The sequence below is a fragment of the Pseudomonas sp. QD4 genome, from assembly GCF_049199125.1.
Taxonomy (GTDB): domain Bacteria; phylum Pseudomonadota; class Gammaproteobacteria; order Pseudomonadales; family Pseudomonadaceae; genus Aquipseudomonas.
On sequence record NZ_JBLZOM010000008.1, the window covers coordinates 141,093 to 166,905 of the forward strand.

Consider the following 25,813-nt stretch of genomic DNA (forward strand, 5'->3'; position numbering starts at 1 on the left):
GAATATCTCCGTATTCGTCAGGTGTTGCCTAAGGCGCCGAAGATACCCAACTGAACTTAATTGAAACTGAATGGCCAGTATCGCCAGGGCCCAACTTTCATTCGGCCACCGCGCCACCACTCCTTATACTCACCTGCTCGCCTGCGACTGAGACCGGTATGACTGCTATCCACATCAAGTTCCCCGCCCTGACCCTCAAGGCCGGCCCGCGAGCGTTCGCACGCATCCGCGAGAGCGGCCTGCGCGCCGCCGAAGTCGGTACCCTGCCCGGCGCGGCAGGTGGGCCCAAGGCCCTGGGGATTCAAGGCCTGGACCTGGCGCTGTTCGGTGACTGGCTGCCGGCGGCGCCACGGGAGCGTTCGTTGATTGGCGCCTCGGTGGGCTCCTGGCGCTTTGCCAGTGCCTGCCTGACGGACGCCGCCGAGGGCATCCGCCGCCTGGGGCTGCTGTACAACGCCATGAGTTTTGCCAAGGGGGTGAACATGGCGCAGATCAGCCACAGCTCCCAACGCATGCTCGACGATTTGCTGGACGGCCAGGACGCAAGCATCCTCGACAACCCGCTGTATCGGCTGAACATCATGGTGGTCAAAAGCCACGGCCTGCTCGCCGACGATCATCGCGGGCGCCTGGGGCTGGGGCTGTCGTCGGTGATCGCCGACAACCTGCGCGGCCGCTCGCGCCTGGCCCGGCATTTCGAACGGCTGGTGCTGCACGATCCGCGCCTGGCGCCGCCGCTGCTGGCACTCAACGACTTCCCTTCGCGCTTCGTCGCCCTGGACCTGGGCAACCTGCGCCAGGCGCTGCTGGCCTCGGGTTCGATCCCGATGGTGATGCAGGGCGTGCGCGACCTGCCCGGCGCCGGCGCAGGTACGTTCCGCGACGGCGGCCTGCTGGATTACCACCTCGACCTGCCCTACAGCGGCGACGATATCGTGCTCTACCCACACTTCACCGACCGGGTGATCCCCGGCTGGTTCGACAAAACCCTGCCCTGGCGCCGGGCCAGCACCGAGCGCCTGCAAGATGTGCTGCTGCTGGCGCCGTCGCGGCAGTACCTGGAGCGCCTGCCCTACGGCAAACTGCCGGACCGCAGCGACTTCAAGCGCTTCATGGGCGATGACGCCGGGCGCCAGAAGTACTGGCGCAGCGCGATGGACGAAAGCCGGCGCCTGGGGGACGAGTTTCTCGACCTGGCCGCCAGCGGCCGCCTCGGGGAAAACCTGCTGACCCTTTAGTCAGGGTTTTCCCGCAGCGCCAAAGCCAAGCTGTTAAACTCGCCGCCTGCCCCAACCGCCCCCCCGGCGATAGCCACCTGCCAGAGCTGACCGATACTGTGGAAATTTTCAAAGAGTTCACCTTCGAATCCGCCCACCGCCTGCCCCACGTACCCGAGGGCCACAAATGCGGGCGCCTGCACGGGCACTCGTTCAAGGTGGCGATCCACCTCAGCGGCGACCTCGATCCGCACACCGGCTGGATTCGTGATTTCTCGGAAATCAAGGCCATCTTCAAGCCGCTCTACGAGCGTCTGGACCACAACTACCTGAACGACATCCCCGGTCTGGAAAACCCCACCAGCGAAGTCCTGGCCAAGTGGATCTGGAACGAACTCAAACCCCTGCTGCCGGAACTCAGTGCGATCCGCATCCACGAGACCTGCACCAGCGGCTGCATCTACCGCGGCGAGTAAGCCCGCGCAGCCGGTTCAATCGCCCTTGGCGAACAGCGGAGCAGCGCCCATGCCCCCACGCATCTACCTCGCCGGTTTCGATGTGTTTCGCCAAGACGCCATCGAACACGGCCGACACTTGAAAGACCTCTGCGCCGCCCAGGGCCTGGAGGGCCTCTACCCCTTCGACAACCAGGTGCCCGACGGCCTGGCTCCCGAGGCCACGGCGCGGCTGATCTGCCAGCACAATCGGCAAATGATCCACGACTGCGACGCCGTGCTGGCCAACCTGAATGCCTTTCGCGGGCTGGAACCGGACTCCGGCACCTGCTTCGAAATCGGCATGGCCGTGGCCCTGGGCAAACCGGTGTGGGCCTATTTCGACGATGCCCCGACCTTGCGCCTGCAAGTGCCCCATGACGCCGGCGGGCATGATGCCCAGGGCTTTGTGGTGGAAGACTTCAACCTGCCGCGCAACCTGATGCTGGCCTGCACCTGGGCCGGTCACAGCCGCGATGCCGCCAGCGCCGTGATCGCCCTCGCGCACTGGTTGCGCCAGCCCGAGCACGTCCCTCTCGCGCCTTGATCGGCCCCCCCTTCAACCAGGAGATCACCATGGAAAACACCTGGCTGGCCCATGCCAAACGCCTGCAGGCCATCGCTTCCACCGGCCTGCATTTCTGCAAGGATGAATTTGATCGCGAGCGCTATCAGCAAGTCGCCGATATCGCCCACGGCATGCTCGCGCAACTGGGGGACGTGCCCCTGGAGCGCATCACCGGCCTGGTCAGCGACTTCGCCCAGCGCTACTCGACTCCCATGGTCGACGTGCGCGGTGCGCTGATCGAGAACGAGCGCATTCTGCTGGTCCGCGAGCGCAACGACGGCTGCTGGGCGCTGCCGGGCGGCTATGCCGATATCGGCCTGTCGGCGGCGGAAAACATCGCCAAGGAAATCCACGAGGAAGCCGGCCTGCACGTCTCGGTCAGCGCCCTTTACAGCCTGCGCCACAAGGCCAAGGGGCCGTTCAAGCCCGACACCCGGGACTTCTACAAGCTGTACTTCATGTGCGAGCGCGACGACCGACAAGCGCCGTTGGCCGGGGCCGAAGTCAGCGACGCGGCGTTTTTTGCCCTCGACGCCCTGCCCGAGCTGTCCCGGGGCCGCACCATAGAAAGCGACATCACGGCGGCCTTTGCCTTTCACCGTGGCGAAACCCGCGCGACCCTGTTCGATTGAACCCCGGGCCGGTGATCCACTTTGTATCACTGGCGCACTGCTTTTGTGCCTGATTGGGCAAGACGACCAATCAAACCGGCAAAATCCGTCGATTTGGCTATAAATCCTGTGCAGGTTGCACAGTGGCACCTGTGCGTCTGTCACCGTTCGGCCGTTGGCACGCTGGCTGCAACGGGTCTGCATCCACAGACCAGACACACCAGGGGAAGGCTCATGACGCAGAACGATCCAGGCAACGACTACCCACTCAGTGAAGTGCCGATGCACGCCCGCAAAGGGCTGGCCTCCACGGCCATGGTGCTGCTGGGGTTCACCTTTTTCACCGCCACCATGTTCGCCGGGGGCAAGCTGGGGGTGGCTTTCAGCTTTGGCGAAATGCTCGGGGTGATTGTGCTGGGCAACCTGCTGCTGGGGATCTACGCCGCGGGTCTGGGTTACATCGCCTTCAAGAGCGGTCTGAATTCGGTGCTGATGGGGCGTTTCTGTTTTGGCGAAGTGGGCAGCAAACTCAGCGACCTGATCCTGGGCTTTACCCAGATCGGCTGGTACGCCTGGGGCACCGCGACCGCCGCCGTGGTGCTCGGCAAATACTTCGAGTTGAGCCAGGGCAGCGTGCTCGGCCTGATGGTGCTGTTCGGCATGGTGTTCTGCGCCACCGCCTATGTCGGCTATCGCGGGCTGGAAATCCTCTCTTACATTGCGGTGCCGGCCATGGGCCTGTTGCTGCTGCTGTCGATGTGGGTGGCAACGGTCAAGGTTGGCGGCCTGCAGGGCCTGATGGCCGTGGTGCCGAGCACCAGCCTCGACCTGTCCACCGCCATCACCCTGGTGTTCGGCACCTTTGTCAGCGGCGCGACCCAGGCCACCAACTGGACGCGCTTTTCGCGCTCGGCCAGGGTCGCGGTACTGGCGAGCCTGATCGGCTTCTTTGTCGGCAATGGCCTGATGGTGCTGATCGGGGCCTACGGTGCCATCGTCTACCAGCAACCGGACGTGGTCGAAGTGCTTCTGCTGCAAGGCTTCGCCATGGCGGCCATGGCCATGCTGCTGTTGAATATCTGGAGCACCCAGGACAACACCATCTACAACTTCGCCGTGGCCGGCTGCAATCTGCTGCGCACCGGCCGGCGCAAGACCGTGACCCTGGTGGGCGCAGTGATCGGCACCCTGCTCGCGCTGCTGGGCATGTACGACATGCTGGTGCCGTACCTGATCCTGCTGGGCACGGTGATCCCGCCGATTGGCGGGGTGATCATGGCGGACTTCTTCTACCGCTACCGGGGCCAGTACCCGCGCCTGGCCGAGACCCGGCTACCGGCGTTCAACTGGGCCGGCCTGGGCGCCTACGCCATCGGCACGGTGACCGCGTTCAGTTCGCCCTGGGTCGCGCCCCTGGTGGGGATTGCCGCTGCCGCCCTGAGCTACATCCTGCTCAGCAGCCTGCTCGGCGCCCGCAGTAGCGCCGTGGCAGACGTCCAGGCATGAGCCTGACGGTCGACGATGTACTGGCCCTGCCCGGGCTGGAGTCCATGCGCCTGCGCGCCGGCGCGGTCGGCCTCGGCAATCCGGTGCGCTGGCCCTATGTCGCGGAGAACAGCGGGATTGCCGAGTGGGTGCTCGGGGGTGAACTGGTGTTCGTCACCGGCATCAACCACCCACGGGATCAGACCAACCTGTTGCAGTTGCTGGACGAAGCCGTCGAGCGCCAGGTCGCCGGCCTGGTGATACTGACTGGCGCGGCCTATATCCAGGCGATCCCCGAGCGCTTGCTGGCCGCCGCCGACGCCGCCGGCATGCCGCTGATCGAGCAGCCCTACTCGTTGAAAATGGTGCTGGTGACCCAGGCCATCGGCTCGGCGTTGGTCCAGGCAGAGCAGGTCGGACGCTCGCGGCATGACGTGCTGGAGCGCCTGTTGAGCGGCGAGTACCAATCCCTGGAGCTGCTGCTGCATCGCGCGCGACAGCTGAGCATGCCCATGGACGGCCAGTGGCAGGTGGCCCAGTTGCAACTGGAAGGCGGCGAGCCGCTGTTTGCCCTGGGCCATGCGGAACAGGTCGAGGCCCAACTGGCGCAGCACCGCGACCGTATCGCCCTGGGCCTGCGCCACTTCGCCCGGGAGCATCCACCGGCCCTGCCGGTGCTGGGCCGTGCCGGACAATGGAGCCTGCTGCTGCCTGCCGTCGACGCAGCGGCAGCTCAGCTCAACCGGCAACGGCTGGCGACCTGGCTGAAAAACTTCAGCCCCAGCCTGCTGCCGCTGAAACTGTTTATCGGCCTCAGCGCTGCCGCCCACCCGCCGGCGCGCCTGGCCCGGGCCCAGGATGAGGCGCTTCAGGCCCTGGGCGCCGCGCGGCGTTTCAGCGAACGGGCCGGGCTCTGCGTTTATGACGAGCTGGGTGTGCTCAAACTGCTCAGCGGCGTGCGCGACCAGGCGTTGCTCGACCAGTTTCTGCATGAACGGCTCGGCCCCTTGCTGCACCACGACCAGCACCACGGTGCGTGCCTGATGCCGACCCTGGAGGCGTGGTTCCATGAAAATGCCAACCTGGTGGCCGCGGCCCAGCGCCTGGCGGTACACCGCAATACCCTGACCCATCGTGTCCAGCGCATCGAGGCCCTGTCCGGCCTGGCGCTGGACAACCCCAATGACCGTCTGGACATCGGCGTCGCGCTGATGATCTGGCGGCTGTCAGCCTGACTGCCTGATGAACCTGAACAAGGAAACTGCCCCCATGCTTATTACCAATGCCCGTCTGCGCCACCGTGAAGGCCTGCACGCACTGCACCTGGAAAACGGCCGCATCGCCCGCATCACCCCCCAAGCCGAAGCCCAGGGCCAGCCGGCCGGGCCGGATGACCTGGACGCCGGCGGCAACCTGGTGGTGCCGCCCTTTGTCGAACCGCACATTCACCTGGACGCCACCCTGACCGCCGGCGAGCCGCGCTGGAACATGAGCGGCACGCTGTTCGAAGGCATCGAATGCTGGGGCGAACGCAAGGCCACCATCACCCAGGAAGACACCAAGACCCGGGCCAAGAAAACCATCCGCACCCTGGCCGCCCACGGCATCCAGCATGTGCGGACCCACGTCGATGTCACCGACCCGGACCTCACTGCCCTCAAGGCACTGCTGGAAGTGCGTGCCGAAACCGCGCACCTGATCGACCTGCAGATCGTCGCCTTCCCCCAGGAAGGCATCGAAAGCTACCGCAACGGCCGCGAACTGATGACCGAGGCCATCGCCCTGGGCGCCGATGTGGTGGGCGGGATTCCGCATTTCGAGTACACCCGCGACCAGGGGGTGAGTTCGGTGAAGTTCCTGATGGACCTGGCCGAACGCACCGGCTGCCTGGTGGATGTGCACTGCGACGAAACCGACGACCCGCATTCGCGCTTTCTCGAAGTGCTGGCCGAAGAAGCCCGCAGCCGTGACATGGGCTCGCGGGTCACCGCCAGCCACACCACGGCCATGGGCTCTTATGACAATGCCTATTGCGCCAAGCTGTTCCGCCTGCTCGGGCATTCCGGGATCAGCTTTGTCTCCTGCCCCACCGAGAGCATCCACCTGCAAGGGCGCTTTGACAGCTTCCCGAAACGCCGCGGCGTGACCCGGGTCAACGAGTTGCTGGAGGCCGGGATGAACGTGTGCTTTGGCCAGGACTCGATCGTCGATCCCTGGTACCCCCTGGGCAACGGCAACATCCTGCGCGTACTCGAAGCCGGCCTGCATATCTGCCACATGCTCGGTTACCGCAACCTGCAAAACGCCCTCGACCTGGTCACCGACAACAGCGCCAAGGCCCTGGCCCTCGGCGAGCGCTACGGACTCGAACCCGGGCGCCCGGCCAACCTGCTGATCCTCTCCGCCGACAGCGACTACGAAATGATCCGCAGCCAGGGCCTGCCGCTGTACTCGATCCGCCACGGCCAGGTGCTGATGCAACGGCAAATGGCCCAGGTGCAGTTGGTGGGTGAATAACCCTAGCCGCTGCCGAGGCATGAGGCTGCGCTGGGCCTAAGCCGCGCCGTGCAAACACCTGACACTCCACAGCGCCTGTCCCGGCCAGCGCAGCCTCGTGCCTCGGCAGCGGTTACAACGGGGCTTGCACTACTGCGGTGCCGAACAGGCTGACGCGGGTCAGTTCGCCGGCAGTTTCTTCCAGCAGCAGGGGCGCGGTGCCGCCGGGCATGCTGACTTCGACGCGCCCGGCCTGGACCCAGCCGACCCGCCAGGCCGCGCTGGCCACGGCGCTGGCGCTGGTACCGGAAGACGCGGTGGGGCCTTCGCCGCGCTCGAAGACCCGGGCCGCAATGCGCCCTTCGCCGTCGCGCGTGGCCCATTGCAGGTTGACCCCGGCCGGGCACGGCTCGCCGCTGCCGACGGGTTGGGCAAACGCGGTGCGGGTCAGGCCCTCGAACAGCGGCGACTCAAGCATCTGCGAGTTGCTCGGCAAGGCGCTGGCGTCCTCCACCAGGGTCACGCAATGGGGGTTGCCGATCCGCACAAACTGGCTATGCCCCCACAACGGGTTCAACCCGACCAGCGCCGGCACCCGGCTCAGTGGCCGCCCATTGATCTGCGTGCCTTCCACCCCCTGGGCCGCCACTACCTGGGGCCCGAACTCCGGTTGCCCCAGGTCCAGCCAAAAGCCCTGGACCCCATCGACCACCGCCGGCAGCACCGCCGTCGCCACTGGCGACACCCCGCCCTGATCGTGATGCACCCGCAGCACCGTCTCGCCCGCGCCAGGCAACAGACCTTGCTGGCTCAAGGCCTGGGAAAAAATCGTCAGGCCATTGCCGCTGCGCTCGGCCAGGGTGCCGTCGGTATTGACGATCAGCACATCAAACGGCGGCGCCGCCTGAAACGGCCCCACCAGCAAACCGTCGCTGCGATGCTCCTTGGCCCCCGTCGGACGCTGGCCCGGCGCCCAACTGCACAAGGCCTCGATGGCCGCGCCCGCCCACTCCTGGCGTGCCAGGGCGGCATCGGCCGCAGTGGCGGGCAAGGCAATGCCCCATTCAGCCAGGGCGGCGGGAGCCACCACACCGTAGATATTGCCGCGCGCATCGAAGAAACAGGCCATCACAGGGATTCCAGAAAAAACCGGGGCGCTGACATTACTGTGAATGCAGCGCCCCGGCCAAGCGCTGTCGGCAGTCGCTCACGTGCTGCCGGGCAACGCCCAGTGCTCACTGATGCACGCAGCCCTTCAGTCCGCGAGGACCGCCGTCGCCTCGATCTCGAACAACATGCCGTCCAGGGCCAGGCGCGGCACCGGGATCAAGGTGCAGGCCGGCTTCGGCGCATCGCCCCACAGCCGATGCAAGGCCGCGCCGAAGATCTCCAGGCGCTCATGGCTGTGATCGACGATCAATACCGTGAGCTTGGCCACCTGGCTGACTTCGGCACCGCCCGCACGCAGGGCGATCTGCAGATTCTCCAGGGCCTGGTTCACCTGCTCGGCGAAGTCGCTCGAGAGCTGGCTGTCGGCGTTTTCGCCACCCTGCCCGGCGATGAACAGCAAGCGCGCGCCGGCAGCGACCCGGGCCACGTGGGAATAGCCATTGGCGGTGGGGTCGTACAGGCCGGCGGGGTTGGACAGTTCGAGCAAGGGTTGTTTCGCGGACATGGGGCGCTCCAGACAAGCCATCAAGGGGCGAGCAGTTGAGCACACAACAGCAAAGAGTTGCAGCGCCACGATGGACATGCCCATGGCATTGAGTGGTTTTTCAGGGATAATCGCGCCCTTGATTGCTCGATATTCAACCAGGGAGAAACAATATGGATGTGTTGGCAGCCATGCGTACCTTTCGCCGGGTGGTGCAGCGAGGCAGCTTCAACCTCGCCGCAGTCGACCTGCAACAGTCCACCGCCGCCGTGAGCAAGCAGGTGCGACAACTGGAAGAGCGCCTGGGCAACCTGCTGATCATCCGCACCACCCGCAGCATGAGCCTGTCGGAAGCCGGCCAGGCGTACTTTGTTGAATGCTGTCACCTACTCGATGAATTCGACGCCCTGGAACGCGCCACCCAGGTCGGGGCCAACGCCCCCAGCGGCCGCCTGCGGATCAATGCGCCGCTGTCGTTCGGGCTCAAGGTGCTGTCGCCGATCCTTGCCGGTTTTATGCAGCACTACCCGCAGTTGCAGGTTGAGCTGAGCCTGGGCGACCGGGTGCAGGAGGGGGTGGGCGAAGGCTTCGATGTGTCGCTGCGCATCCGCAGCCAGTGGGCCGACTCGGCGTTGATCGCCCGGCGCCTGGGGGAAGTCGAGCAGGTGATCTGCGCCGCCCCGGCCTACCTCCAGGCCCACGGCACCCCGCAAACCGTCGACGACCTGCGCCAACACGCCTGCCTGGCCTATCGCCAGGCCGAACACCCCGGCATCTGGCCACTTGAGGGCCAGGACGGCGCCACCCGCCTGGAGCTGCCGGTACGCCTGGCGGTGGACAACAGCCTGCTGCTCGCCGACATGCTGCTGGCCGGCCTGGGCATCGGCGCCCTGCCCTCGTTTGTGGCCAAGCCCCTGCTGCACAGCGGGCAATTGCTGCAAGTGCTGCCGGAACACGCACTGGCTCGTACCCAGATCTACGCCCTGTTTGCCAGCAACCGCCATGTGCCGCAGAAAATCCGAGTCTTTGTCGACTACCTGGCCCAGGCGCTGGGCGGGGAAATGCAGGGGGAACTTCAAGTCGCAAGCGGCCAGCTTCAAGCTCAAGACTTGCTTGCCGGTGGCGAGGGAGTCTCCTCCCACTCGGGAACGAAGCGGCCTTAAACCTCAATCCGCATTGCAACAGCCTGCCCCTGCGCCGGCTTCTGCGCTTGCAACCTTCGGCGGCCTGTCGGGTCACAACTGCCATGCCCCTTCCTGGTGCTCGCCTGCCGGATGCGGTGTCGCCGCCCTCGCGGCAGCGCGTTCGATGTGCAAGGATGTGGCGGCTTTTCGGCGTGGGCCTGTTGCGCGCACGCTTTTTTCTGTTAACCCGCATCACAGGTGTATCGGCAATGGGTCGTGAATTCGGCGCATCGGCTAACCCGGCAGCAACGGCATCAGGTGCTGCCCCGGGTCACCGCCAAGGACTTTTATGACAGCCAGCAACCCCCATACCCAGGCCGCTCCCGGCCGCCTCGAACAGATGTCGACGCGCATCGCCTTTTTTATCGCCGGTTTCGGCATCGCCGCCTGGGCGCCGCTGGTGCCTTACGCCAAGGCCCGCGCCGGGCTGGATGAGGGCACGCTGGGCCTGTTGCTGCTGTGCCTGGGGGTGGGCTCGATCATTTCGATGCCAATCGCCGGCGCCCTGGCCTCGCGCTTCGGCTGCCGCCGAGTCATGGCCGGCGGCACGCTGTTGATCTGCCTGGCCCTGCCGCTGCTGGCCACGGTGACCTCGATCCCGCTGCTGGTGGGGGCGTTGTTTATGTTTGGCGCCGGCCTGGGCTGCGTCGATTCCACGGTCAACCTGCAAGCAGTGATCGTCGAGCGGGCCAGCGGCAAGACCATGATGTCGGGCTTCCACGGCCTGTTCAGCCTCGGCGGGATTGTCGGCGCCGCCGGGGTCAGCGCCTTGCTCGGCCTGGGCCTGGCGCCGCTGGGCGCCACCCTGGTGGTGGTGCTGTTGATGCTGGTCGCACTGTTCAAGGCCGCGCCGCACATGCTGCCCTACGGCAGCCAGAGCAGCGGCCCGGCCTTTGCAATCCCCCATGGCGTGGTGCTGTTTATCGGTTGCCTGTGCTTTATCGTGTTTCTCGCCGAGGGCGCGGTGCTGGACTGGAGCGCGGTGTTCCTCACCGCCGAGCGCAACCTCGACGCTGCCTATGCCGGCCTCGGTTATGCCGCCTTCGCCCTGACCATGACGGTCGGCCGCCTGACCGGCGACGCTATCGTGCACAAGCTGGGGGCCAGGCGGGTGATTGTGTTCGGCGGCCTGACCGCCGCGGCCGGCCTGCTACTGGCCACCCTGGCCCCGGCCTGGGAAGCGGCGCTGGTGGGCTATGCCCTGGTCGGCGCCGGTTGCTCGAACATCGTGCCGGTGCTGTACACCGCCGTGGGCAAACAAACCGTCATGCCCGAAAGCATCGCGGTCCCGGCCATCACCACCCTGGGTTATGCCGGGATTCTCGCCGGCCCGGCCGTGATCGGTTTTATCGCCCACGGCAGCAGCCTCAGCATTGCCTTCGCCCTGATCGCGGTGATGCTGCTGGGGGTGGCGGCCAGCGGCAAAGTGCTGAAAGTGTGAACACCCCAACCGCTTGCCCTGCGGCGTGGCGCTGGCCATGAAGCTCAACTTCGAGCTAGACACCCTGAAGATGCGCATCGCCGACCCTGCGTTGCACACCCTGGAGTTGCGCGTGCGGGTACAGCGCGCCTTGCGCCAGCTGATCCTGGACGGGGTGCTGCCTCCCGGCTGCCGCCTGCCCGCCACCCGCAGCCTGTCCAGCTCGCTGAACCTGTCCCGCGATACCGTGGAAATGGCCTACGTCCAATTGCAACTGGACGGCTACATCTGCCGGCGTCCGGGGTCGGGCAGCTACGTTTCGAGCAAGATCGGCCCCGACCTGCACGGCCAGCCACAGAAAAAACGCCACGCCGGCGCGCCTCGATCGACCCCGGCGGTGGTGGCCCCGGCACTCAGCCAGCGCGGCGCACAGATCCTCGCCAGCGGCGGCGTGACCGACCAGCAGAGGGTCCAGGCCTTTGTCACCGGGCTGCCGGAAACCCGTAGCTTCCCGATGGCGCTCTGGGAGCGCCTGCAACGCCAGGCCCAGAAGGATTGCCGACACAGCGGCATGCTGCATGGCGACCCCCAGGGCGCCGAGCCCCTGCGCCAGGCCATCGCCGGCTACCTGAACCTGGAACGCGGGGCGCGGGTCGATGCCGACCAGGTGCTGGTGCTGAGCAGCACCCGCCAGGCCCTGTATCTCTGCGCCCAGGTGCTGGTGGATGCCGGGCAACCGATCCTGATGGAAGACCCGGGCTATTTCGGCGCGCGCAAGGCCTTCGAGATGGCCCAGCTCAAGGTGGTGCCGATTGCAGTGGATCGCCACGGCCTGAACACCGGGCAGTTGCAGGCTGATCGCAGCGGCGCCAACACCCTGTATGTGACGCCTTCGCACCAATACCCCACGGGCGTCACCCTGGCCCTGGAACGGCGCCTGGAACTCACCGCCTGGGCCGCCGAGCGCCAGGGCTGGATCATCGAAGACGACTACGACAGCCAGTTCCACTACGAAGGCCTGCCCACGGCCTGCGTTCAGGGCCTGGACCGCCACCAGCGCACCCTGTACGTGGGCACCTTCAGCAAGTCGCTGTACCCCGGCCTGCGCATGGGGTTCGTGGTATTGCCCCGGGAGCTGGTGGCGCCCATGACCTACGCCCGCAGCATCCTCGATGGCCACACGCCGCAGATCGCCCAGTTGACCCTGGCCCGGTTTATCGACGGCGGCCATTTCGGCGCCCATGTGCGGGCCATGCGCAAGATCTACGCCGTGCGCCGCGAGGCCATGGCTGCAGCCGTCGGCCGGCATCTGGCGGGTATCGTCCAGGCCCAGCTGCCCCCCGGCGGCCTGCAGATGCCTTGCCTGCTGGCCGAAGGCTGGAACGAGGCCGAGACCCTCACCCTGGCCGCCCGCGCCGGCCTCCAACTGCCCGGGCTGAGCCGCCTGTATGCCCGTCCGCCGGCCAATGGCGGCTGGCTGCTGGGGTTTTCCGCACTGACGCCCCACGAGATCGACAGCGCCATGCAGCGCCTGGCCAAGGCCCTGCAACGCTAGGGCCTAGCCCCGGTAAAGTGGTCTGCTGCACTTGGCGAAACCGGACTGATTGAAACCACCATTGCCCACCTAAGCTAGCGCTCTTCAACGCCAGGGCCGCAGCCGCCTGCTCACGCAAGCCCGCGGCCCCCTCAGCCAGGAACGAGCCCATGCCCCACACCGCCCTACGCCCCAGCGACTTGCTGGCCCCCATCCTTGCCGCGCTGATTTCCGTCATCGTCAATTACGGCGGCACCTTTGTCCTGGTGTTCCAGGCCGCGCAATTGGGCCACCTGAGCCCGGCCCAGACCGCGTCCTGGGTCTGGTCGGTGAGCATCGGCGTCGGCCTTACCGGCGCCTGGCTGAGCTACCGCTACCGCGAGCCGATCATCACCGCCTGGTCGACGCCGGGGGTGGCCTTCCTGGCGACGATCATGCCCTTTACCCCCTACGGCGAAGTCATCGGCGCCTACGTGATCAGCGCCATCGGCTTTATTCTGCTGGGCCTGTCGGGGGCCTTCGAGCGCCTGGTACGGCTGATCCCCGGGGGCATCGCCGCCGGGCTGCTGGCGGGGATTCTGCTGCAATTCGGGATCAATGCCTTTGGCGGCGCGAGCGCCGACCCGTTGCTGGTGATTGTGCTGGTCGTGGCCTACGCGCTGTTGCGGCGCTTCACCTCACGTTTTGCGGTGGTCGGGATCCTGGCGATCGGCATGGCCCTGTTGCTGCTTCAGGAGCGCGTCGACCTGCACAGCGTCCACCTGAGCCTGGCAGCGCCGGTGTTTGAACGGCCGCAGTTCTCCATGGGCGCATTCCTCGGGGTGGCCCTGCCGCTGTTCGTCATCACCCTGACCGGCCAGTACATGCCCGGCATGCTGGTGCTGCGCAACGATGGCTTCAAAACCAGCGCCAACCCGATCCTCGGCATCACCGGCCTGGGGTCGCTGCTGATGGCGCCTTTCGGGGCCCATGCCTTCAACGTCGCCGCCATCACCGCTGCCATCTGCACCGGCCCGGACGCCCACCCGCAACCCGCCAAGCGTTACATCGCCGGCCTGGCCTGCGGCCTGTTCTATGTGCTGGTGGGGGTGTTCGGGGTGACCTTGGCGAGCCTGTTCATGATCCTGCCACGCACTTTTGTCACGACCCTGGCCGGCCTGGCATTGCTCGGCGCCATCGGTGGCAGCCTGGCCAACGCCATGGCCGAGGTGCGGACCCGGGAAACCGCGTTGATCACTTTCCTGGCCACCGCGGCCAATGTGACCTTGCTCGGTGTCGGCGGCGCCTTCTGGGGGTTGGTGGCCGGCCTGGTGGCGCACCTGCTGATGCACGGTGGGCGCCAGGCAGCGACGCCCGGCACTGCCACCCGCTGACAGAACAGCCCGGCACCCACCCGGGTGCCGGGCACGGGCATCAGAAGCCGACGCTGGCCTGGACGAAGAAGGTCCGTGGGGCGCCGACATAGAGCCCGGAGTTGTTGTCGCTGGAGCGGGTGTAGTACTGGCGGTCGAAGATGTTTTTCACCCCGGCGCCAAGCTTGAGGTTCGACAGCTGCGAACCGAAGTCATAGCCGCCCCGCAGGTTCCAGGTCACGTAGCCGGGGATATCACCGTACCGCCCGTCCGCCGTGCCTTCGGTGATGTAGTTGCTGTTGAAGCTGCCATTGGTGTTGACCATGCTCCCCGGCGAACGCTGCCTGACATAGTAGCCAGCCCTCGGAACATCATCGATTTCGACGGACGCTGGATCACCGGGCACACCGCAGCAGATGAGGTGTTCGGCCTGCCAGGGAGTGCCGACCATGCACGTCCGTCGCAAAGTCGTCTAAATCGCGGGACGAGGCCTAATCTAGAGCGTGATGCATCTCGTTTCCGGGATGAGTCATTCCACTCGGCAGCAGGGACACTCGACCGCCGAGCTACGACCCCTTCAAGTACACAAGGAACAGGGAGTAAGGAATAACCCGGCAAGGCCGCAGGCTTTGCTATCGGAGCGCGTCACCATGAACAGCACCCGAGACAGCATGGTTCTCACCCTCAAGATCATTGCGATCTTTGTCATCCTGATCAGCAGCGCCCACCTGGTTCTGATCCCGCTGTTGGCCCCAGGCATGAGGAGCGGCTGCATCCTTATCGCCGGCGCCGCAGCCGCAGCCCTGTTCGGGGCCTCCATCGGCTATAGGGCGGTCGATGACATGCTGCTGGTCAAGCTCGGCTTGAGTGCCTGCTACGCCGCCATCACCACCCTGCTGGTGCTTTTACTGTCGGTATTTATAATGCGCCACGGCGTAACGGTCTGAGGGTTGCCAGGCGCGTTCAGCCAACTCGGGACTTGCCCCCATCACCGACTGTTCAAGCTCGATTTTCTACAAGGAACGTACCTGCATGCAGCGCATCCCTGGTCTGTGCGCCCTGCTCGGCCTGCTGCTGGCCAGCGCCAGCGTCGTGGCCGACAACGCCGCCGACGAACACCTGTATTACTCCATGGTTCCCGGCCATTACGCGCTGATCGGCCAGGCGCCCGAAGGCGGCGCCGCCTACTCCGGCAGCGCTGAAATCACCTTCAGCAACGGCGCCCTGACCCTGGTCAAAACCATCAATGGCCAGACCACCACCGCCATTGGCAAGGTGGCGCGAGCGACCATGGCCGAGGCCGATGTGCTGGCCTTCAGTTGGCCGGGGCACGGTGCCACGTGCCTGGTGCGCGGCGACCTGGATAACTACAGCCGCCTGAGCTGCTACTGGACCCGCAACGGCGTGGACCACCAGCAACCGGGCCTGGAGGCCTACTTCCCGACCGCGACCTGGCCCGCCAATCGCAACCGCTAGCCACTCGCGCTTTTTTGACCCACAACCCGAGCCCGCCCCATGAAAATCGAACTGCTGGACCAGCACATGATCGGCCACTGGGACGTCAGCCCGAGCATCACCCAGTGCGAGTTCCAGTTCGCCACCACCCTGATCTACGTCGAGCACGCCAAGGGCCAGTCGCCCGCCGCACGCATCGCCCTGGCCCAGCAAACGGTCCAGGCCACCTGGGATGACCTGCCCGCCGCCCTGACATTTGCCGAGCAGGTCAGCCGGCCGCAGATGAGCGAGTTCTGGGCGCTGTATGCCCACAACCAACTCCAGGGCTCACCGCTGATGGTGTATTCGATCCACTACACCCTCGCCAGCCCATCCCCCGAGTACAGCCTGTCGTACAACCCGGACTTCCCCTGGGAGCTTGAAGTATTCGCCCCGGACGACCTGTTGCACGAGCGGCCGATCCCCCTGGAGCGCTACGCCCCGGCGGATGATGTGTGGTTTTCGGTATGGCGCCTGGGAGCGGGGCATTTTCGCAGCCAGGCCTGAACCCGACGGCCCTTGCCCGCGACCGGCGAGCGCCGGTGGATAATCGGCGCTGGAAAAAAACCGCCACAAGGCCCATCCTCCGCGACTTTTTCAAACACGGCGTCGCCCTGGCGCCCCGACTTGCCAAGGATCATTGCCATGCCAGACCAACCCTTGAACGCCGCTGACTTCGACGTGATCGAGAACACCCTGCTGCAATACGGTGACGATCACTCGGTGCTCAACCCTTCGGAACTCGACGGCTATTTCACCGCCCTGGTTTCCAGCCCTGCTCGGGTCGACATCGCCGAGTGGTTCCCGGCCATCTGGGGCGGGCAGAACCCGGACTGGGACAGCCCGGAACAAGGCAAGCAGTTCATCGAACTCTGCGTGCGCCACATGAACACCCTGGCCAGCCAGCTGGCACTGGACGCCTCGGCCTTCAAGGCACGTTTTGAAACCACCGAACACCAGGGCCAGCCCCTGACCCTGGCCGAAGAATGGTGCTTCGGTTACCTGCGCGGCGTCGCCGTGGGCAACTGGCCGCAAATGCCGGCGCCCCAGGCCGCCCTGCTGCAATCGATCATCGAGTGCGCCGAACAGGACAACTTCGAACTGCCCGCCGACCTCAACGTGGCCTTGCACAATCAGCGCGTGGCAGCCATCGAACCGGCGGCGCGCAGCCTGCACAACTACTGGCTGGATCGGCGCTAAAAGCCAGTCCACGATCTAGCGAGCGACGCTCAGGCAAGGCAAAAGTGGCTGAGAAAGCGGAGTTTAGGGCCCTAAATGAGCATTTCGAAGCCACTTTTGACGCGGCATGAGCTAAGCGCAGCAGACCGTGAACAGGCGCTAAGGCGCATCCAGTGATGAGTGCCGGGTAAAATCAGCTCACCTGTGCGGTGATTTGCCCTGCACTTTCCCTATAGAATTCGACGTCCTCTTACAGCGAGTCATGAAATGGATGTTCACTCGGTTTTGACCTACACCCTGGTCGCGGCAATCTCCATCGCCAGCCCTGGCCCGGCCACCCTGGTGGCCTTGCACAACAGCGTGGCCTACGGTGCCAAATCGACCCTGTGGTCGTCGCTGGGCAATGTCAGCGGCCTGTTTTGCATGTCCGCGGCGGCGATGCTGGGCCTTGGGGCATTGATCGCCAGCTCCGAAATCATCTTCAACGCGGTGAAAATCGCCGGCGCCGGCTACCTGTTTTACCTGGGCGCCAAGCACCTGTTGAAGAAGGAACCGGTGCTTTCGGCCAGCAGCGACGGGAGCCCCGAGGGCCAGATGCCGCCGCGCTCGAAGCTGTTCAAGTCGGCGTTCCTGACCGCCGCCACCAACCCCAAGGCGACGATTTTCTTCACCGCGCTGTTCCCGCAATTCATCGATCAAAACGCGGCGCTGGTGCCGCAGTTTTTCATCCTGACCCTGATCTTCATGGCCTTGTCGCTGATCTCCCTCAGCATCTACGCGCTGCTGGCCTCACGGGCCAAGGGCGTACTGACCCGGCCGGCGTTTTCCAAGTGGGTCAACCGCGTGGTGGGCTCCACGTTCATCTTCTTCGGCAGCGCCATCCTGACCATGCGCCGGCAAACGGCGTAATCCGTTCAAGGGCGGCCTGCCGTGCGCTCGTGGCGAGGGACCAAGCTCCTTCGCCACAGCTGAGCGAACATTGCCCCCTCCCAGACCGACCGTGTGTAGACCCCGCCCATGACTTTCTCACTCGTCGCCAACGGCCACCTCACCCCCCCCACGCAACCCGACGCCGTCATTCCCTGGTGGAGTTTTACCAAGACCGTGCTCGCGGCGACCGCCCTGTCCCTGGTGCGTGACGGGTTGCTGACCCTCGACGAACCGCTGGCCGAAGGACCGTTCAGCCTGCGCCAATTGCTCCGCCACGAAGCCGGGTTGGCCGATTACAGCGAGCTGGCGGATTACCACGCCGCCGTGGCCCGGCATGACACGCCGTGGTCGGCCGAGGAGATGCTGCAACGCCTGGATGCCGGGCGCCTGCGCTATCCACCGGGCAGTGGCTGGCGGTACTCCAACGTCGGTTATCTGTGGCTCACCCGGGTGATCGAGCGGGTCAGCGGCCTGGCGTTGCACCAGGCCCTGAGCCAGCGGGTACTGGCGCCCCTGAAGGTGTCGGATGTGCGCCTGGCCCGTACTCGCGCCGACCTGGTAACAGTAGCGATGGGCGACTGCCCGGACTACGACCCGGGCTGGGTGTATCACGGGCTGCTGGTCGGTCCCTTGGCGCAGGCGGCGCTGCTGCTGGAACGCCTGCTGAACGGGGATCTGCTGCCCCCGGCGCTGTTGCAGGCGATGCAGACGCCACGCCTGCTCGGCGGGCCGATTGCCGGGCGCCCCTGGACCGCGCCGGGCTACGGCCTGGGTCTGATGTGCGGCGCGGTGGCCGGCGGCTTGAGCTTGAGCGGCCACACCGGCTCCGGTCCCGGCAGCGTGCTGGCGGTGTATCACGCGGTGCATGGCAGCCACAGCGCCAGTTGCGCGGTATGGCAGGCCGGGGGCGATCAGGGCGCAGTCGAGGCCGAAGTGGTCGCCCGTTTGCAGGCTGAGCTGGGGCTGATTCCAGGTTGATTCGGCAAACGCGCCAACACTCATCCGCTTGACAACAGAAATTCCAAACGTCTATTGTCTGACAACCTGACTACCAAGGTTGTCTTATGCTTGAGCTCCAGCGCCCCGACTCTCTCGTGATGCGTGTTGTCAGCGTTATCCGCGCCGAGATCGAATCCGGGAACCTCGCTCCCGAGTCGCGCCTGCCCACCGAACAGCAATTGGCCGAACAGCTGAGCGTCAGCCGTTCGGTGATTCGCGAGGCCATTGCCCAGCTCAAGGCAGACGGGGTATTGATCGCCCGTCGCGGCCTCGGTTCGTTCATTTCCCAGACCCCGGCCGGGACGGTGTTTCGCTTCCCGACCCAGAACACTCGCCGGCCACAGCTGACGCAGATGTTCGAGATGCGCCTGTGGATCGAAACCCAGGCCGCCTCGATTGCCGCCCAGCGCCGTGACGAGCAGGACCTGCAACGCATGCAGCAGGCCTTGCAGGAAATGCACGACAAACGCAGCGATTTCGAAGCCGCCGCCCTGGCCGACGTGGCCTTCCACCGCGCCATTGCCGAAGCCAGTAAAAACGAATACTTCGTGGCCTTTCATGACTTCCTCAGAAGCCAGTTGGCCACCGCACGCAAAACCGCCTGGGAAAACTCGGCGTCGCGCTTTGTCGGCGGTTCGGCCGATGCGACCCAGGAACACCAGGCCATGTACCAGGCCATCGCCGCTGGCGACCGACAAGCCGCAGCCGCCTGCGCCGATGCGCACTTGCGCGCCTCCGCCAAGCGCCTGCAACTTGAGTTGCCAGCCACCGACTGAGCCCATGAACCCCTGAATATTGAGCGCGTGCTGCGGCACGCCGACTTTTGCCAGATGCATTAGTCTGACAACCTGATAACTAGACCTGCTGATCCAAGGTAACCCCCACAATGATTTATGATTTTTGCATCATCGGCGGCGGCATCGTCGGCCTGGCCACCGCGATGGAACTGCTCAAGCGCCAGCCCGGCGCCTCCCTGGTGATCCTGGAAAAAGAAGGCACCCTGGCCAAACACCAGACCGGGCACAACAGCGGCGTGATCCATGCTGGCATCTACTACGCACCGGGCAGCCTCAAGGCCGACCTGTGCAAGCGCGGCGCCGAGGCCACCAAGCAGTTCTGCACCGAGCACGGGATCAAGTTCGAGGTCTGCGGCAAGCTGCTGGTGGCCTCCACGCCACTGGAGGTGGAGCGCATGCAGGCGCTGTACGCCCGCTCCCAACTCAATGGCATGAAGGTCGAACGCCTCGATGCCGATGAACTGCGCCAGCGCGAGCCGAATATCGTCGGCCTGGGCGGGTTGTTTCTCGACGCCACCGGCATCGTCGACTACCGCGAAGTCTGCCAGACCATGGCCCGGGTGATCCGTGCCGGCGGCGGGGAAATCTGTCTCGACCGCACCGTGACCGCCATCCAGGAAAGCCCCGACCACGTCAGTGTCAGCACCCATGACGGCACCTGGCAGGCGAAGAAACTGGTGGTCTGCGCCGGTCTGCAATCCGACCGCCTGGCGACAATGTCCGGGATCAGGATCGAGCACCAGATCATCCCGTTTCGCGGCGAATACTTCCGCCTGCCGGCGTCGAAAAACAACATCGTCAACCACCTGATCTACCCCATCCCCGACCCGGAGCTGCCGTTCCTCGGGGTGCACCTGACAAGGATGATCGACGGCAGCGTCACGGTCGGGCCCAACGCGGTACTGGGCCTGGGCCGCGAGAACTACAAGAAGTTCTCGATCAACTGGCGCGATGTGGCGCAGTACGCGAGCTTCCCCGGGTTCTGGAAAACCATCTGGCAAAACCTCGGTTCCGGCAGCGTCGAGATGAAGAACTCGCTGTTCAAGTCCGGCTACCTGGAGCAATGCCGCAAGTATTGCCCGTCGCTGAACATCGACGACCTGCTGCCCTACGAAGCCGGTATCCGGGCCCAGGCGGTGATGCGTGACGGCAGCCTGGTGCATGATTTCCTGTTCGCCCAGACCTCGCGCATGCTCCATGTGTGCAATGCGCCCTCACCGGCCGCGACTTCGGCCATTCCCATCGGCGAGATGATTGCCGACCGCATGTTCCAGCACCCCTGATCCGCCCACGGCACTGCCCGAGTCACCACCCGGGCGGCCGCGTCGTGTTCGCACCACGGCTTCGGCCAGGTGTACGTACCCAGCCTGCGGGCCCGAACAGGGCCTGCGGAGCGCAATAAGTGTCCATTTGAAAATAAATATAATGATTCATGAGGAAGTCCGGAATGACCGCAGTTACCCCCCCAAGCCCTGCAGCGGAAACCCCGCAACAAACCAAAAAGCGCCTGCGCAAAGTCGCCGCTGCCACCATCTTCGGTTCGATGCTGGAGTGGTACGACTTTTACCTGTACGCGACCATGGCCGCGATCGTGTTTTCGAAAATCTTCTTCGATAACAGCGACCCGAAAACCGCGACCCTGATGGCTTTCTCGACCTTTGCCATCGGTTTTATCGCGCGCCCGTTCGGCGGCATCCTGTTCGGTTACCTGGGCGACAAGTTCGGCCGCAAGCAAGTGCTGGTGGTGACCTTCTGCATGATGGGCGTGTGCACCACGCTGATCGGCCTGATCCCCAGCTACGCCTCGATCGGCATCTGGGCCCCCATCGTGCTGGTAGCGGTACGGATCATCCAGGGCCTGGGTGCCGGTGCCGAATTGTCCGGCGCGGCCGTGACTTCCTACGAACACGCCAGCGAAGGCAAGCGCGGCAGCCAGGGAGCCTGGCCGGCGCTGGGCTTGAACCTGGGCCTGCTGCTGTCGTCGCTGACCGTGTACTTGCTGACCATCAACGGCAATGAGTTCCTGCTGCAAGGCGGCTGGCGCATCCCGTTTATCTGCAGCATCGCCCTGGTCGGCGTCGGCCTGTGGGTGCGCAACAGCATCCCGGAAACCCCGGAATTCAACCAACTGAGCCAGGAGCCGGCAAAAGCCAAGGCGTCGCCGCTCAAGGCCCTGTTCAAAAACGACCTCAAAGGCCTGGCGGTGGTGTTCTTCGTCGCGGTTGGCTACAACGCCCTGAGCTACATCTTCAAGACCTTTTCCCTGGCCTACCTCACTCAGTTCAAGGGCGTGGACGTACACGTCACCTCGTTGTCGGTGACCATCGCCAGCCTGGTGGCCATCGTCGCCGTGCCGTTCTTCGGCTGGCTGTGCGACCGCTGGAGCAGCAAAACCGTGCTGATGCTCGGCGGGGTGTTCTCGCTGCTGTTCGCCTACCCGTTCCTGGCCCTGCTCAACACCGGTGAAAGCCTGATGATCTACATCGCTATCGGCGTCGGCACCGGGATCCTCGCGCCGATGATGTTCGCCCCCCAGGGTTCGTTCCTCAGCCGCCAGTTCCCGACCCAGACCCGCTCCTCGGGCTTCGGCACCGGCCGTGAAATCGGCACCGCCATCGCCGGCGGCCTGGCCCCACTGGGCGCCCTGTCCCTGGTCTCGGCCTCGGCCACCCACTCCACCGACGGCGTGGTGATCATCCTCGGCATCGCCTCGCTGCTGGTGGTGGTGTTCGCCCTGCTCGACCAGGGGCGCAAGCACTCGACGTTCAAGAACTGAGGCCATCACGGGTTCAGCCCCCCTCACCTGCAACGAGGGGGGACCTGTAGCCGCAGCCTCGTGCCTCGGCAGTGGCTAGGGGTTTTGGCACCGTTGGGGGTAACACCTCAAACCCGGGCTGTTAAGATCCCCCGCTTACTCAAAAGCCACAGGCCCACCCCCATGCCCTCTCGCCAACCGGACGGCGTCGATGCGGACGGTTTTATTCCGGCCGCTCCCAGCCAGCCTTTGCCTGCGCCTTTCCAGCCGTTGCTGGATGATCTGTGCCGCACCCTGACGGCCGAGGCCGGCGCCTTGCTCGATGGCATTTACCTGTATGGCAGCGTGGCCCGGGGCAGCGCCAAACCTGGCGTTTCGGACCTGGACGTGACCCTGGTCCTGCGCCAGCCGCAGGATGCAGCAGCCCTCGCCACCCTTGAAGCCCTGCGCCTGGCTCTGGCCGCGCGGCACCCGGAGGTGGTGAAGATCGACTTCGATATCGGCAGCCGCCAGCAGGTGCTGGATCCGCAGCACCTGTACAGCTGGGGCTACTGGCTCAAGCACCACTGCCGCTGCCTATGGGGCACTGACCTGGCAGCACACTTCGACCCGTTCAGGCCATCGCGCGCGATCGCACTGGCGCTCAATGGGGATTTCTACCCGGTGCTCAACCGCTATGCCGATCAGATCGATCAGCCAGCGCAGCCGAGCGAGGTCAAACGCCTGCAACGCGAGGCCTCGCGCAAGCTGATCCGCGCGACCAACATCCTGCGCTCGGATCAGGCCCCTGGCTGGCCCCATACCCTGGAGGAGCACGTGGCGCAGTTCGTCCAGCGCTATCCGGCGCAACAGGCGCAGATCGAATTCTTCCTGCGTCATAGCCAGCAGCCCACGGCCTCGGCCGAGGAATTCACGGCACGGCTACGGGATTTTTGCGAGTGGTGTCGGCAGGCATCCGGGCAGTAATCCAGGGACGTTGAGGCGGATCTTGCACCAGCGAAGGAGGTCGCCATCACGACGCGTGCCGGCCACATATTCATCCATTCGAATAAGTGAATGTGTCGCCTTTGCTCATCTCCCCCGAGGCACCCTGACTGATTCAAGCCTGTTCCAACCCCTGCCCCTTGGCGGCCTGGCGCTTAAAAACCGGAGCGCCCTGCCGTCCCTGACTCGCTCGCGCAGCTCGCGATCGGGCAATATCCCCAACGAGCTGATGGCCACCTATTACGGCAGCGGGCCGGTGCCGGGTTGCTGGCGGACCTGGATTGTGGAGTGCTGAGGGCCTGCATGCCCCTGGAACAACGCCATGACCCCGGTCGCCTGAATTTGAAATACCCGGCATTGCCCGCCACAATCGCGCCCCGATCCGGCCAACGCTGCCGGACGCTCGTGCTGAAAAGGGGTTGCCGTTGAACCAACAGACATTGTCCAAGCGCCTTGAGCGCGTGGCGGCGCATGTGCCCGCCGGAGCGCGCCTGGCCGATATCGGCTCGGATCACGGCTACCTGCCGGTGGCCTTGATGCGCCGTGGCGCGATCTCGGCGGCGGTGGCCGGCGAGGTGGCATTGACCCCCTTCCATGCTGCCGAACGTACAGTACGCGAGAACGATCTGACATCGCTCATCACTGTGCGCCTGGCCAACGGCCTGGCGGCGATCGAGGCGCGGGACGGGATCACTGCCATCAGCATCTGTGGCATGGGCGGCGAGACCATCCGCGACATCCTCGACTGCGGCAAGGCCCACCTCAACGGCCAGGAACGGCTGATCCTGCAACCCAACGGCGGCGAGCCGCCACTGCGCCAATGGCTGATGGACAATGGCTACCGCATCCTCGCTGAGGAAGTGCTGCAGGAAAACCGCTTCGACTACGAAATCATCGTCGCCGAGCGCGACAAGCCGGTGCGCTACAGCGCCCGGGAACTGTACTTCGGCCCGCTGCACATGCAGGCCCGCAGCCCGGCGTTCCTGCTCAAGTGGCAGCGCAGGTTGCGCCAGAAGCACAAGACCCTGGCCGACTTTGCCCGGGCGCAACAGGCGGTGCCCGAGGAAAAGGTCCAGGACGTCGCCCGCCAGGCGCAGTGGATCACCGAACTGCTGGCGTGAAATCTCTGGGGGTTGCGCGCAACCGCGTCAGCAAGGTGAAGCCCTGCTCCATCTACACAGACTCGCTGTCGGCGGCCAGGTTTGCATCCTGATCGGCTTCAGCCGCCAGCTTCAGGCGGTCAGCCTTGCTGATGTATTTCGACTTGCTGGCAGGCGCCAATTTGGCACTGGCCTTTTTCGCGTGAGCTTTTAACAGCTGCTGGATTTTTTTACGACGATTCATAGGCTTCTACTCGGTCTTACAATTTTTGAATGAAATGGCCGCCCCGCCTGGTCGCTCAAGCCGTGGGCACTGGCACCCAGTCAGCCGCTGGCGCCCGCCAGGGAAAATCCCCAGGCTCAAAGCGCTCACTCGTGTCCATCTGGATACTGCGCAGGCTCGCGGTCTGCTGATGTGAAGCGTAAAGCGACTGCGAAAAATAGCTGATCAACAGCGTACGGCGACGGGCACCGCTGATGTTCAGGCTGCCCGCATGCACCAGGTCGACGTCGAACAGCAGGACATCACCCGCGGAACCTGCAAGCTGCACCGAGCGAGACTCGTCATTAAAGTCAAAAGGCGGCGCTCCCGGCTCAGGCCGATGGCTGCCGGGGACAATCCGCGTTGCACCGTTGGCGGGCCCATAATCGTCGAAATACACCAGGGCATTGGCAATGTCCCCTGGTCGTTGCGCCGACAGGTCGCGGTGCAGCAGCTGATGCCCGCCCCCTTTCAACGGCTCTCGCCCCTCCACCTGGGACAGGAAAAACCGCTCTCCAATCAACTCCCCCGCCACCGCCAGCATCGACGGCAGACGACACAGCGCCTGCACGCAGGCATCGGTGTCCAGCTGCGAATGGCGCCAGTCCCTGCCCCTGGGCACCGGCCATTGTTCCGAGGGCTTTACGCCCGCGTCGAACACGGCACGCAGCTGATCCAGCCACTGCGCCGGGATCGCTCGGCGAAGCAGCACATAACCCTCTCGGTGCAATTGCTCGCGGTCAGTCATCGCGTGCTCGACTCCCTTGCCGTAACCCGTCCTGCACAACGGCCCGGAGCACGGCAGGCGCCGCGGGCAATAGGCGCAGGATGATAAAGCAAAGGTTTTACCCGTGCACATAAGCACCGCGATTGATGGGGGTAATAACAACCGCCGGGGCGGCACGCAGAAAAGAGCCGCCCCGCTCACGGCCCTGGCTGCTGGCAGTCGCTGATAAATGTTTGAATAGCGCCCCGACATTCAATGATCGACCAGAGGCCCTGCTATGGAGTGGCATGTATTTTCAGAAGCCCATGAACCCTTGGCCGATGAGTTGGTTGACGGCATCGAGAAAGTCCTGCGCTTCACCCTGCCCCGCGACTACGTTGAATGCGTCAAGCGCTTTCACGGCGGGCAACCCAAGGACCGAACCCTGTCGATCAACGTCAACGGCGAGCCCTGGGGCATCGGCTTCGGCATGCTGCTGACCCTGGATCCGCTACAGAGCTCGGAAAACATCATCAACGCGCTGGTGGCATTGCGAACCCATCATCAGCTTCCCGAGCACTAGCTGCCGATC

The 25,813-nt window shown here is 65.1% G+C and carries 27 protein-coding genes and 1 pseudogene; 23 read left to right on the forward strand and 5 right to left on the reverse strand.

The genetic code is table 11. The annotated features are described in order from the left end of the window. The first annotated feature begins 158 nt into the window (after nt 1–158). The 7 genes from ACOZJV_RS30890 to codA all read left to right on the forward strand — a co-directional run bounded on the left by ACOZJV_RS30890 (nt 159) and on the right by codA (nt 6,892). Nucleotides 159–1,238 (forward strand): patatin-like phospholipase family protein, encoded by a 1,080-nt coding sequence (locus tag ACOZJV_RS30890; RefSeq protein ID WP_421549240.1) that lies wholly within the window; start codon nt 159–161, stop codon nt 1,236–1,238. A gap of 98 nt (nt 1,239–1,336) precedes the next feature. Continuing rightward, the gene (gene queD / locus ACOZJV_RS30895; RefSeq protein ID WP_003190259.1) at nt 1,337–1,693 is read left to right on the forward strand and encodes a 6-carboxytetrahydropterin synthase QueD; all 357 of its coding nucleotides are present in this window, start codon (nt 1,337–1,339) and stop codon (nt 1,691–1,693) included. A 49-nt stretch (nt 1,694–1,742) separates the two neighbouring features. Then, complete coding sequence (locus ACOZJV_RS30900) at nt 1,743–2,258, forward strand: nucleoside 2-deoxyribosyltransferase (protein ID WP_078473285.1); 516 nt, start codon at nt 1,743–1,745, stop codon at nt 2,256–2,258. 29 nt (nt 2,259–2,287) lie between these two features. Next, a complete protein-coding gene (locus ACOZJV_RS30905; protein WP_421549241.1) occupies nt 2,288–2,911 on the forward strand; it encodes an NUDIX hydrolase in 624 nt (207 codons plus the stop codon). 213 nt (nt 2,912–3,124) lie between these two features. Then, nucleotides 3,125–4,396: a cytosine permease gene (gene codB / locus ACOZJV_RS30910; RefSeq protein ID WP_421549242.1), complete on the forward strand. Its 1,272-nt coding sequence runs from the start codon at nt 3,125–3,127 to the stop codon at nt 4,394–4,396. Then, nucleotides 4,393–5,610, forward strand: coding sequence for a PucR family transcriptional regulator (locus tag ACOZJV_RS30915; protein WP_421549243.1), 1,218 nt, complete (start codon nt 4,393–4,395; stop codon nt 5,608–5,610). Before codB ends, ACOZJV_RS30915 begins: the two co-directional genes overlap by 4 nt. 34 nt (nt 5,611–5,644) lie before the next feature. Continuing rightward, the gene (gene codA / locus ACOZJV_RS30920) at nt 5,645–6,892 is read left to right on the forward strand and encodes a cytosine deaminase (protein ID WP_201131696.1); all 1,248 of its coding nucleotides are present in this window, start codon (nt 5,645–5,647) and stop codon (nt 6,890–6,892) included. Between the two features lie 112 nt (nt 6,893–7,004). Here the strand turns inward: codA and ACOZJV_RS30925 are convergent, their stop codons facing one another. Continuing rightward, nucleotides 7,005–8,000: a diaminopimelate epimerase gene (locus ACOZJV_RS30925; RefSeq protein WP_421549244.1), complete on the reverse strand. Its 996-nt coding sequence runs from the start codon at nt 7,998–8,000 to the stop codon at nt 7,005–7,007. 126 nt (nt 8,001–8,126) lie between these two features. After that, the gene (locus tag ACOZJV_RS30930; protein ID WP_421549245.1) at nt 8,127–8,546 is read right to left on the reverse strand and encodes a RidA family protein; all 420 of its coding nucleotides are present in this window, start codon (nt 8,544–8,546) and stop codon (nt 8,127–8,129) included. A gap of 152 nt (nt 8,547–8,698) precedes the next feature. Between ACOZJV_RS30930 and ACOZJV_RS30935 the strand changes: the two genes are divergently transcribed. From ACOZJV_RS30935 to ACOZJV_RS30950, 4 genes are all read left to right on the forward strand, one after another. Next, entirely contained in the window at nt 8,699–9,688 is a 990-nt protein-coding gene (locus ACOZJV_RS30935) for a LysR family transcriptional regulator (RefSeq protein WP_421549246.1), read from the forward strand. Nucleotides 9,689–9,998: 310 nt separating this feature from the next. Continuing rightward, on the forward strand, nt 9,999–11,150 hold the full coding sequence (locus tag ACOZJV_RS30940; protein WP_078473293.1) for an MFS transporter: 1,152 nt from the start codon (nt 9,999–10,001) through the stop codon (nt 11,148–11,150). A 37-nt stretch (nt 11,151–11,187) separates the two neighbouring features. After that, complete coding sequence (locus ACOZJV_RS30945; protein WP_421549247.1) at nt 11,188–12,684, forward strand: PLP-dependent aminotransferase family protein; 1,497 nt, start codon at nt 11,188–11,190, stop codon at nt 12,682–12,684. Between the two features lie 149 nt (nt 12,685–12,833). Further along, complete coding sequence (locus tag ACOZJV_RS30950; RefSeq protein ID WP_201131700.1) at nt 12,834–14,036, forward strand: benzoate/H(+) symporter BenE family transporter; 1,203 nt, start codon at nt 12,834–12,836, stop codon at nt 14,034–14,036. A 40-nt stretch (nt 14,037–14,076) separates the two neighbouring features. Here the strand turns inward: ACOZJV_RS30950 and ACOZJV_RS30955 are convergent. Next, nucleotides 14,077–14,319: pseudogene (locus ACOZJV_RS30955) on the reverse strand (hypothetical protein); the annotation flags it as partial. Between the two features lie 346 nt (nt 14,320–14,665). Here ACOZJV_RS30955 and ACOZJV_RS30960 point away from each other — a divergent pair. The 11 genes from ACOZJV_RS30960 to ACOZJV_RS31010 all read left to right on the forward strand — a co-directional run bounded on the left by ACOZJV_RS30960 (nt 14,666) and on the right by ACOZJV_RS31010 (nt 24,274). Beyond that, nucleotides 14,666–14,962 carry a hypothetical protein gene (locus tag ACOZJV_RS30960; protein ID WP_078473303.1) on the forward strand — a complete coding sequence of 99 codons (297 nt, stop codon included), beginning with the start codon at nt 14,666–14,668 and terminating at the stop codon, nt 14,960–14,962. 85 nt (nt 14,963–15,047) lie between these two features. Next, nucleotides 15,048–15,491, forward strand: a complete 444-nt coding sequence (locus ACOZJV_RS30965; RefSeq protein ID WP_421549248.1) for a hypothetical protein — start codon at nt 15,048–15,050, stop codon at nt 15,489–15,491. Nucleotides 15,492–15,530: 39 nt separating this feature from the next. Next, nucleotides 15,531–16,016 carry a hypothetical protein gene (locus ACOZJV_RS30970; protein WP_421549249.1) on the forward strand — a complete coding sequence of 162 codons (486 nt, stop codon included), beginning with the start codon at nt 15,531–15,533 and terminating at the stop codon, nt 16,014–16,016. A gap of 138 nt (nt 16,017–16,154) precedes the next feature. Continuing rightward, nucleotides 16,155–16,709 carry a UPF0149 family protein gene (locus ACOZJV_RS30975; protein ID WP_078473306.1) on the forward strand — a complete coding sequence of 185 codons (555 nt, stop codon included), beginning with the start codon at nt 16,155–16,157 and terminating at the stop codon, nt 16,707–16,709. A 246-nt stretch (nt 16,710–16,955) separates the two neighbouring features. Continuing rightward, nucleotides 16,956–17,597, forward strand: coding sequence for a LysE family translocator (locus ACOZJV_RS30980; protein ID WP_078473307.1), 642 nt, complete (start codon nt 16,956–16,958; stop codon nt 17,595–17,597). A 108-nt stretch (nt 17,598–17,705) separates the two neighbouring features. Continuing rightward, nucleotides 17,706–18,596 carry a serine hydrolase domain-containing protein gene (locus ACOZJV_RS30985; RefSeq protein ID WP_421549250.1) on the forward strand — a complete coding sequence of 297 codons (891 nt, stop codon included), beginning with the start codon at nt 17,706–17,708 and terminating at the stop codon, nt 18,594–18,596. Nucleotides 18,597–18,682: 86 nt separating this feature from the next. Continuing rightward, entirely contained in the window at nt 18,683–19,393 is a 711-nt protein-coding gene (locus ACOZJV_RS30990) for a FadR/GntR family transcriptional regulator (protein WP_020296139.1), read from the forward strand. Nucleotides 19,394–19,503: 110 nt separating this feature from the next. Then, entirely contained in the window at nt 19,504–20,697 is a 1,194-nt protein-coding gene (lhgO, locus tag ACOZJV_RS30995) for an L-2-hydroxyglutarate oxidase (RefSeq protein WP_421549251.1), read from the forward strand. Nucleotides 20,698–20,861: 164 nt separating this feature from the next. Then, nucleotides 20,862–22,190, forward strand: a complete 1,329-nt coding sequence (locus ACOZJV_RS31000; protein ID WP_020296141.1) for an MFS transporter — start codon at nt 20,862–20,864, stop codon at nt 22,188–22,190. Nucleotides 22,191–22,352: 162 nt separating this feature from the next. Then, nucleotides 22,353–23,135, forward strand: coding sequence for a nucleotidyltransferase domain-containing protein (locus tag ACOZJV_RS31005; protein ID WP_421549252.1), 783 nt, complete (start codon nt 22,353–22,355; stop codon nt 23,133–23,135). Nucleotides 23,136–23,578: 443 nt separating this feature from the next. Beyond that, the gene (locus tag ACOZJV_RS31010; protein WP_342032584.1) at nt 23,579–24,274 is read left to right on the forward strand and encodes a tRNA (adenine(22)-N(1))-methyltransferase; all 696 of its coding nucleotides are present in this window, start codon (nt 23,579–23,581) and stop codon (nt 24,272–24,274) included. A gap of 52 nt (nt 24,275–24,326) precedes the next feature. Here ACOZJV_RS31010 and ACOZJV_RS31015 read toward each other — a convergent pair whose 3' ends face one another. After that, nucleotides 24,327–24,497 carry a DUF2986 domain-containing protein gene (locus ACOZJV_RS31015; RefSeq protein ID WP_078473313.1) on the reverse strand — a complete coding sequence of 57 codons (171 nt, stop codon included), beginning with the start codon at nt 24,495–24,497 and terminating at the stop codon, nt 24,327–24,329. A 55-nt stretch (nt 24,498–24,552) separates the two neighbouring features. Beyond that, nucleotides 24,553–25,263, reverse strand: a complete 711-nt coding sequence (locus ACOZJV_RS31020; RefSeq protein ID WP_421549253.1) for a phytanoyl-CoA dioxygenase family protein — start codon at nt 25,261–25,263, stop codon at nt 24,553–24,555. A 256-nt stretch (nt 25,264–25,519) separates the two neighbouring features. On the opposite strand from ACOZJV_RS31020, the gene ACOZJV_RS31025 reads away from it, so the two are divergent. Continuing rightward, on the forward strand, nt 25,520–25,804 hold the full coding sequence (locus ACOZJV_RS31025) for an SMI1/KNR4 family protein (protein WP_421549254.1): 285 nt from the start codon (nt 25,520–25,522) through the stop codon (nt 25,802–25,804). Nucleotides 25,805–25,813 lie beyond the last annotated feature (9 nt).

Bases quoted from the DNA above. Each gene is read 5' to 3' on its own strand.
- ACOZJV_RS30890 (WP_421549240.1), top strand. From the start codon at position 159: ATGACTGCTATCCACATCAAGTTCCCCGCCCTGACCCTCAAGGCCGGC.
- ACOZJV_RS30900 (WP_078473285.1), top strand. From the start codon at position 1,743: ATGCCCCCACGCATCTACCTCGCCGGTTTCGATGTGTTTCGCCAAGAC.
- ACOZJV_RS30905 (WP_421549241.1), top strand. From the start codon at position 2,288: ATGGAAAACACCTGGCTGGCCCATGCCAAACGCCTGCAGGCCATCGCT.
- codB (WP_421549242.1), top strand. From the start codon at position 3,125: ATGACGCAGAACGATCCAGGCAACGACTACCCACTCAGTGAAGTGCCG.
- ACOZJV_RS30915 (WP_421549243.1), top strand. From the start codon at position 4,393: ATGAGCCTGACGGTCGACGATGTACTGGCCCTGCCCGGGCTGGAGTCC.
- codA (WP_201131696.1), top strand. From the start codon at position 5,645: ATGCTTATTACCAATGCCCGTCTGCGCCACCGTGAAGGCCTGCACGCA.
- ACOZJV_RS30925 (WP_421549244.1), bottom strand. From the start codon at position 8,000: ATGGCCTGTTTCTTCGATGCGCGCGGCAATATCTACGGTGTGGTGGCT.
- ACOZJV_RS30930 (WP_421549245.1), bottom strand. From the start codon at position 8,546: ATGTCCGCGAAACAACCCTTGCTCGAACTGTCCAACCCCGCCGGCCTG.
- ACOZJV_RS30935 (WP_421549246.1), top strand. From the start codon at position 8,699: ATGGATGTGTTGGCAGCCATGCGTACCTTTCGCCGGGTGGTGCAGCGA.
- ACOZJV_RS30940 (WP_078473293.1), top strand. From the start codon at position 9,999: ATGACAGCCAGCAACCCCCATACCCAGGCCGCTCCCGGCCGCCTCGAA.
- ACOZJV_RS30945 (WP_421549247.1), top strand. From the start codon at position 11,188: ATGAAGCTCAACTTCGAGCTAGACACCCTGAAGATGCGCATCGCCGAC.
- ACOZJV_RS30950 (WP_201131700.1), top strand. From the start codon at position 12,834: ATGCCCCACACCGCCCTACGCCCCAGCGACTTGCTGGCCCCCATCCTT.
- ACOZJV_RS30960 (WP_078473303.1), top strand. From the start codon at position 14,666: ATGAACAGCACCCGAGACAGCATGGTTCTCACCCTCAAGATCATTGCG.
- ACOZJV_RS30965 (WP_421549248.1), top strand. From the start codon at position 15,048: ATGCAGCGCATCCCTGGTCTGTGCGCCCTGCTCGGCCTGCTGCTGGCC.
- ACOZJV_RS30970 (WP_421549249.1), top strand. From the start codon at position 15,531: ATGAAAATCGAACTGCTGGACCAGCACATGATCGGCCACTGGGACGTC.
- ACOZJV_RS30975 (WP_078473306.1), top strand. From the start codon at position 16,155: ATGCCAGACCAACCCTTGAACGCCGCTGACTTCGACGTGATCGAGAAC.
- ACOZJV_RS30980 (WP_078473307.1), top strand. From the start codon at position 16,956: ATGGATGTTCACTCGGTTTTGACCTACACCCTGGTCGCGGCAATCTCC.
- ACOZJV_RS30985 (WP_421549250.1), top strand. From the start codon at position 17,706: ATGACTTTCTCACTCGTCGCCAACGGCCACCTCACCCCCCCCACGCAA.
- ACOZJV_RS30990 (WP_020296139.1), top strand. From the start codon at position 18,683: ATGCTTGAGCTCCAGCGCCCCGACTCTCTCGTGATGCGTGTTGTCAGC.
- lhgO (WP_421549251.1), top strand. From the start codon at position 19,504: ATGATTTATGATTTTTGCATCATCGGCGGCGGCATCGTCGGCCTGGCC.
- ACOZJV_RS31000 (WP_020296141.1), top strand. From the start codon at position 20,862: ATGACCGCAGTTACCCCCCCAAGCCCTGCAGCGGAAACCCCGCAACAA.
- ACOZJV_RS31005 (WP_421549252.1), top strand. From the start codon at position 22,353: ATGCCCTCTCGCCAACCGGACGGCGTCGATGCGGACGGTTTTATTCCG.
- ACOZJV_RS31015 (WP_078473313.1), bottom strand. From the start codon at position 24,497: ATGAATCGTCGTAAAAAAATCCAGCAGCTGTTAAAAGCTCACGCGAAA.
- ACOZJV_RS31020 (WP_421549253.1), bottom strand. From the start codon at position 25,263: ATGACTGACCGCGAGCAATTGCACCGAGAGGGTTATGTGCTGCTTCGC.
- ACOZJV_RS31025 (WP_421549254.1), top strand. From the start codon at position 25,520: ATGGAGTGGCATGTATTTTCAGAAGCCCATGAACCCTTGGCCGATGAG.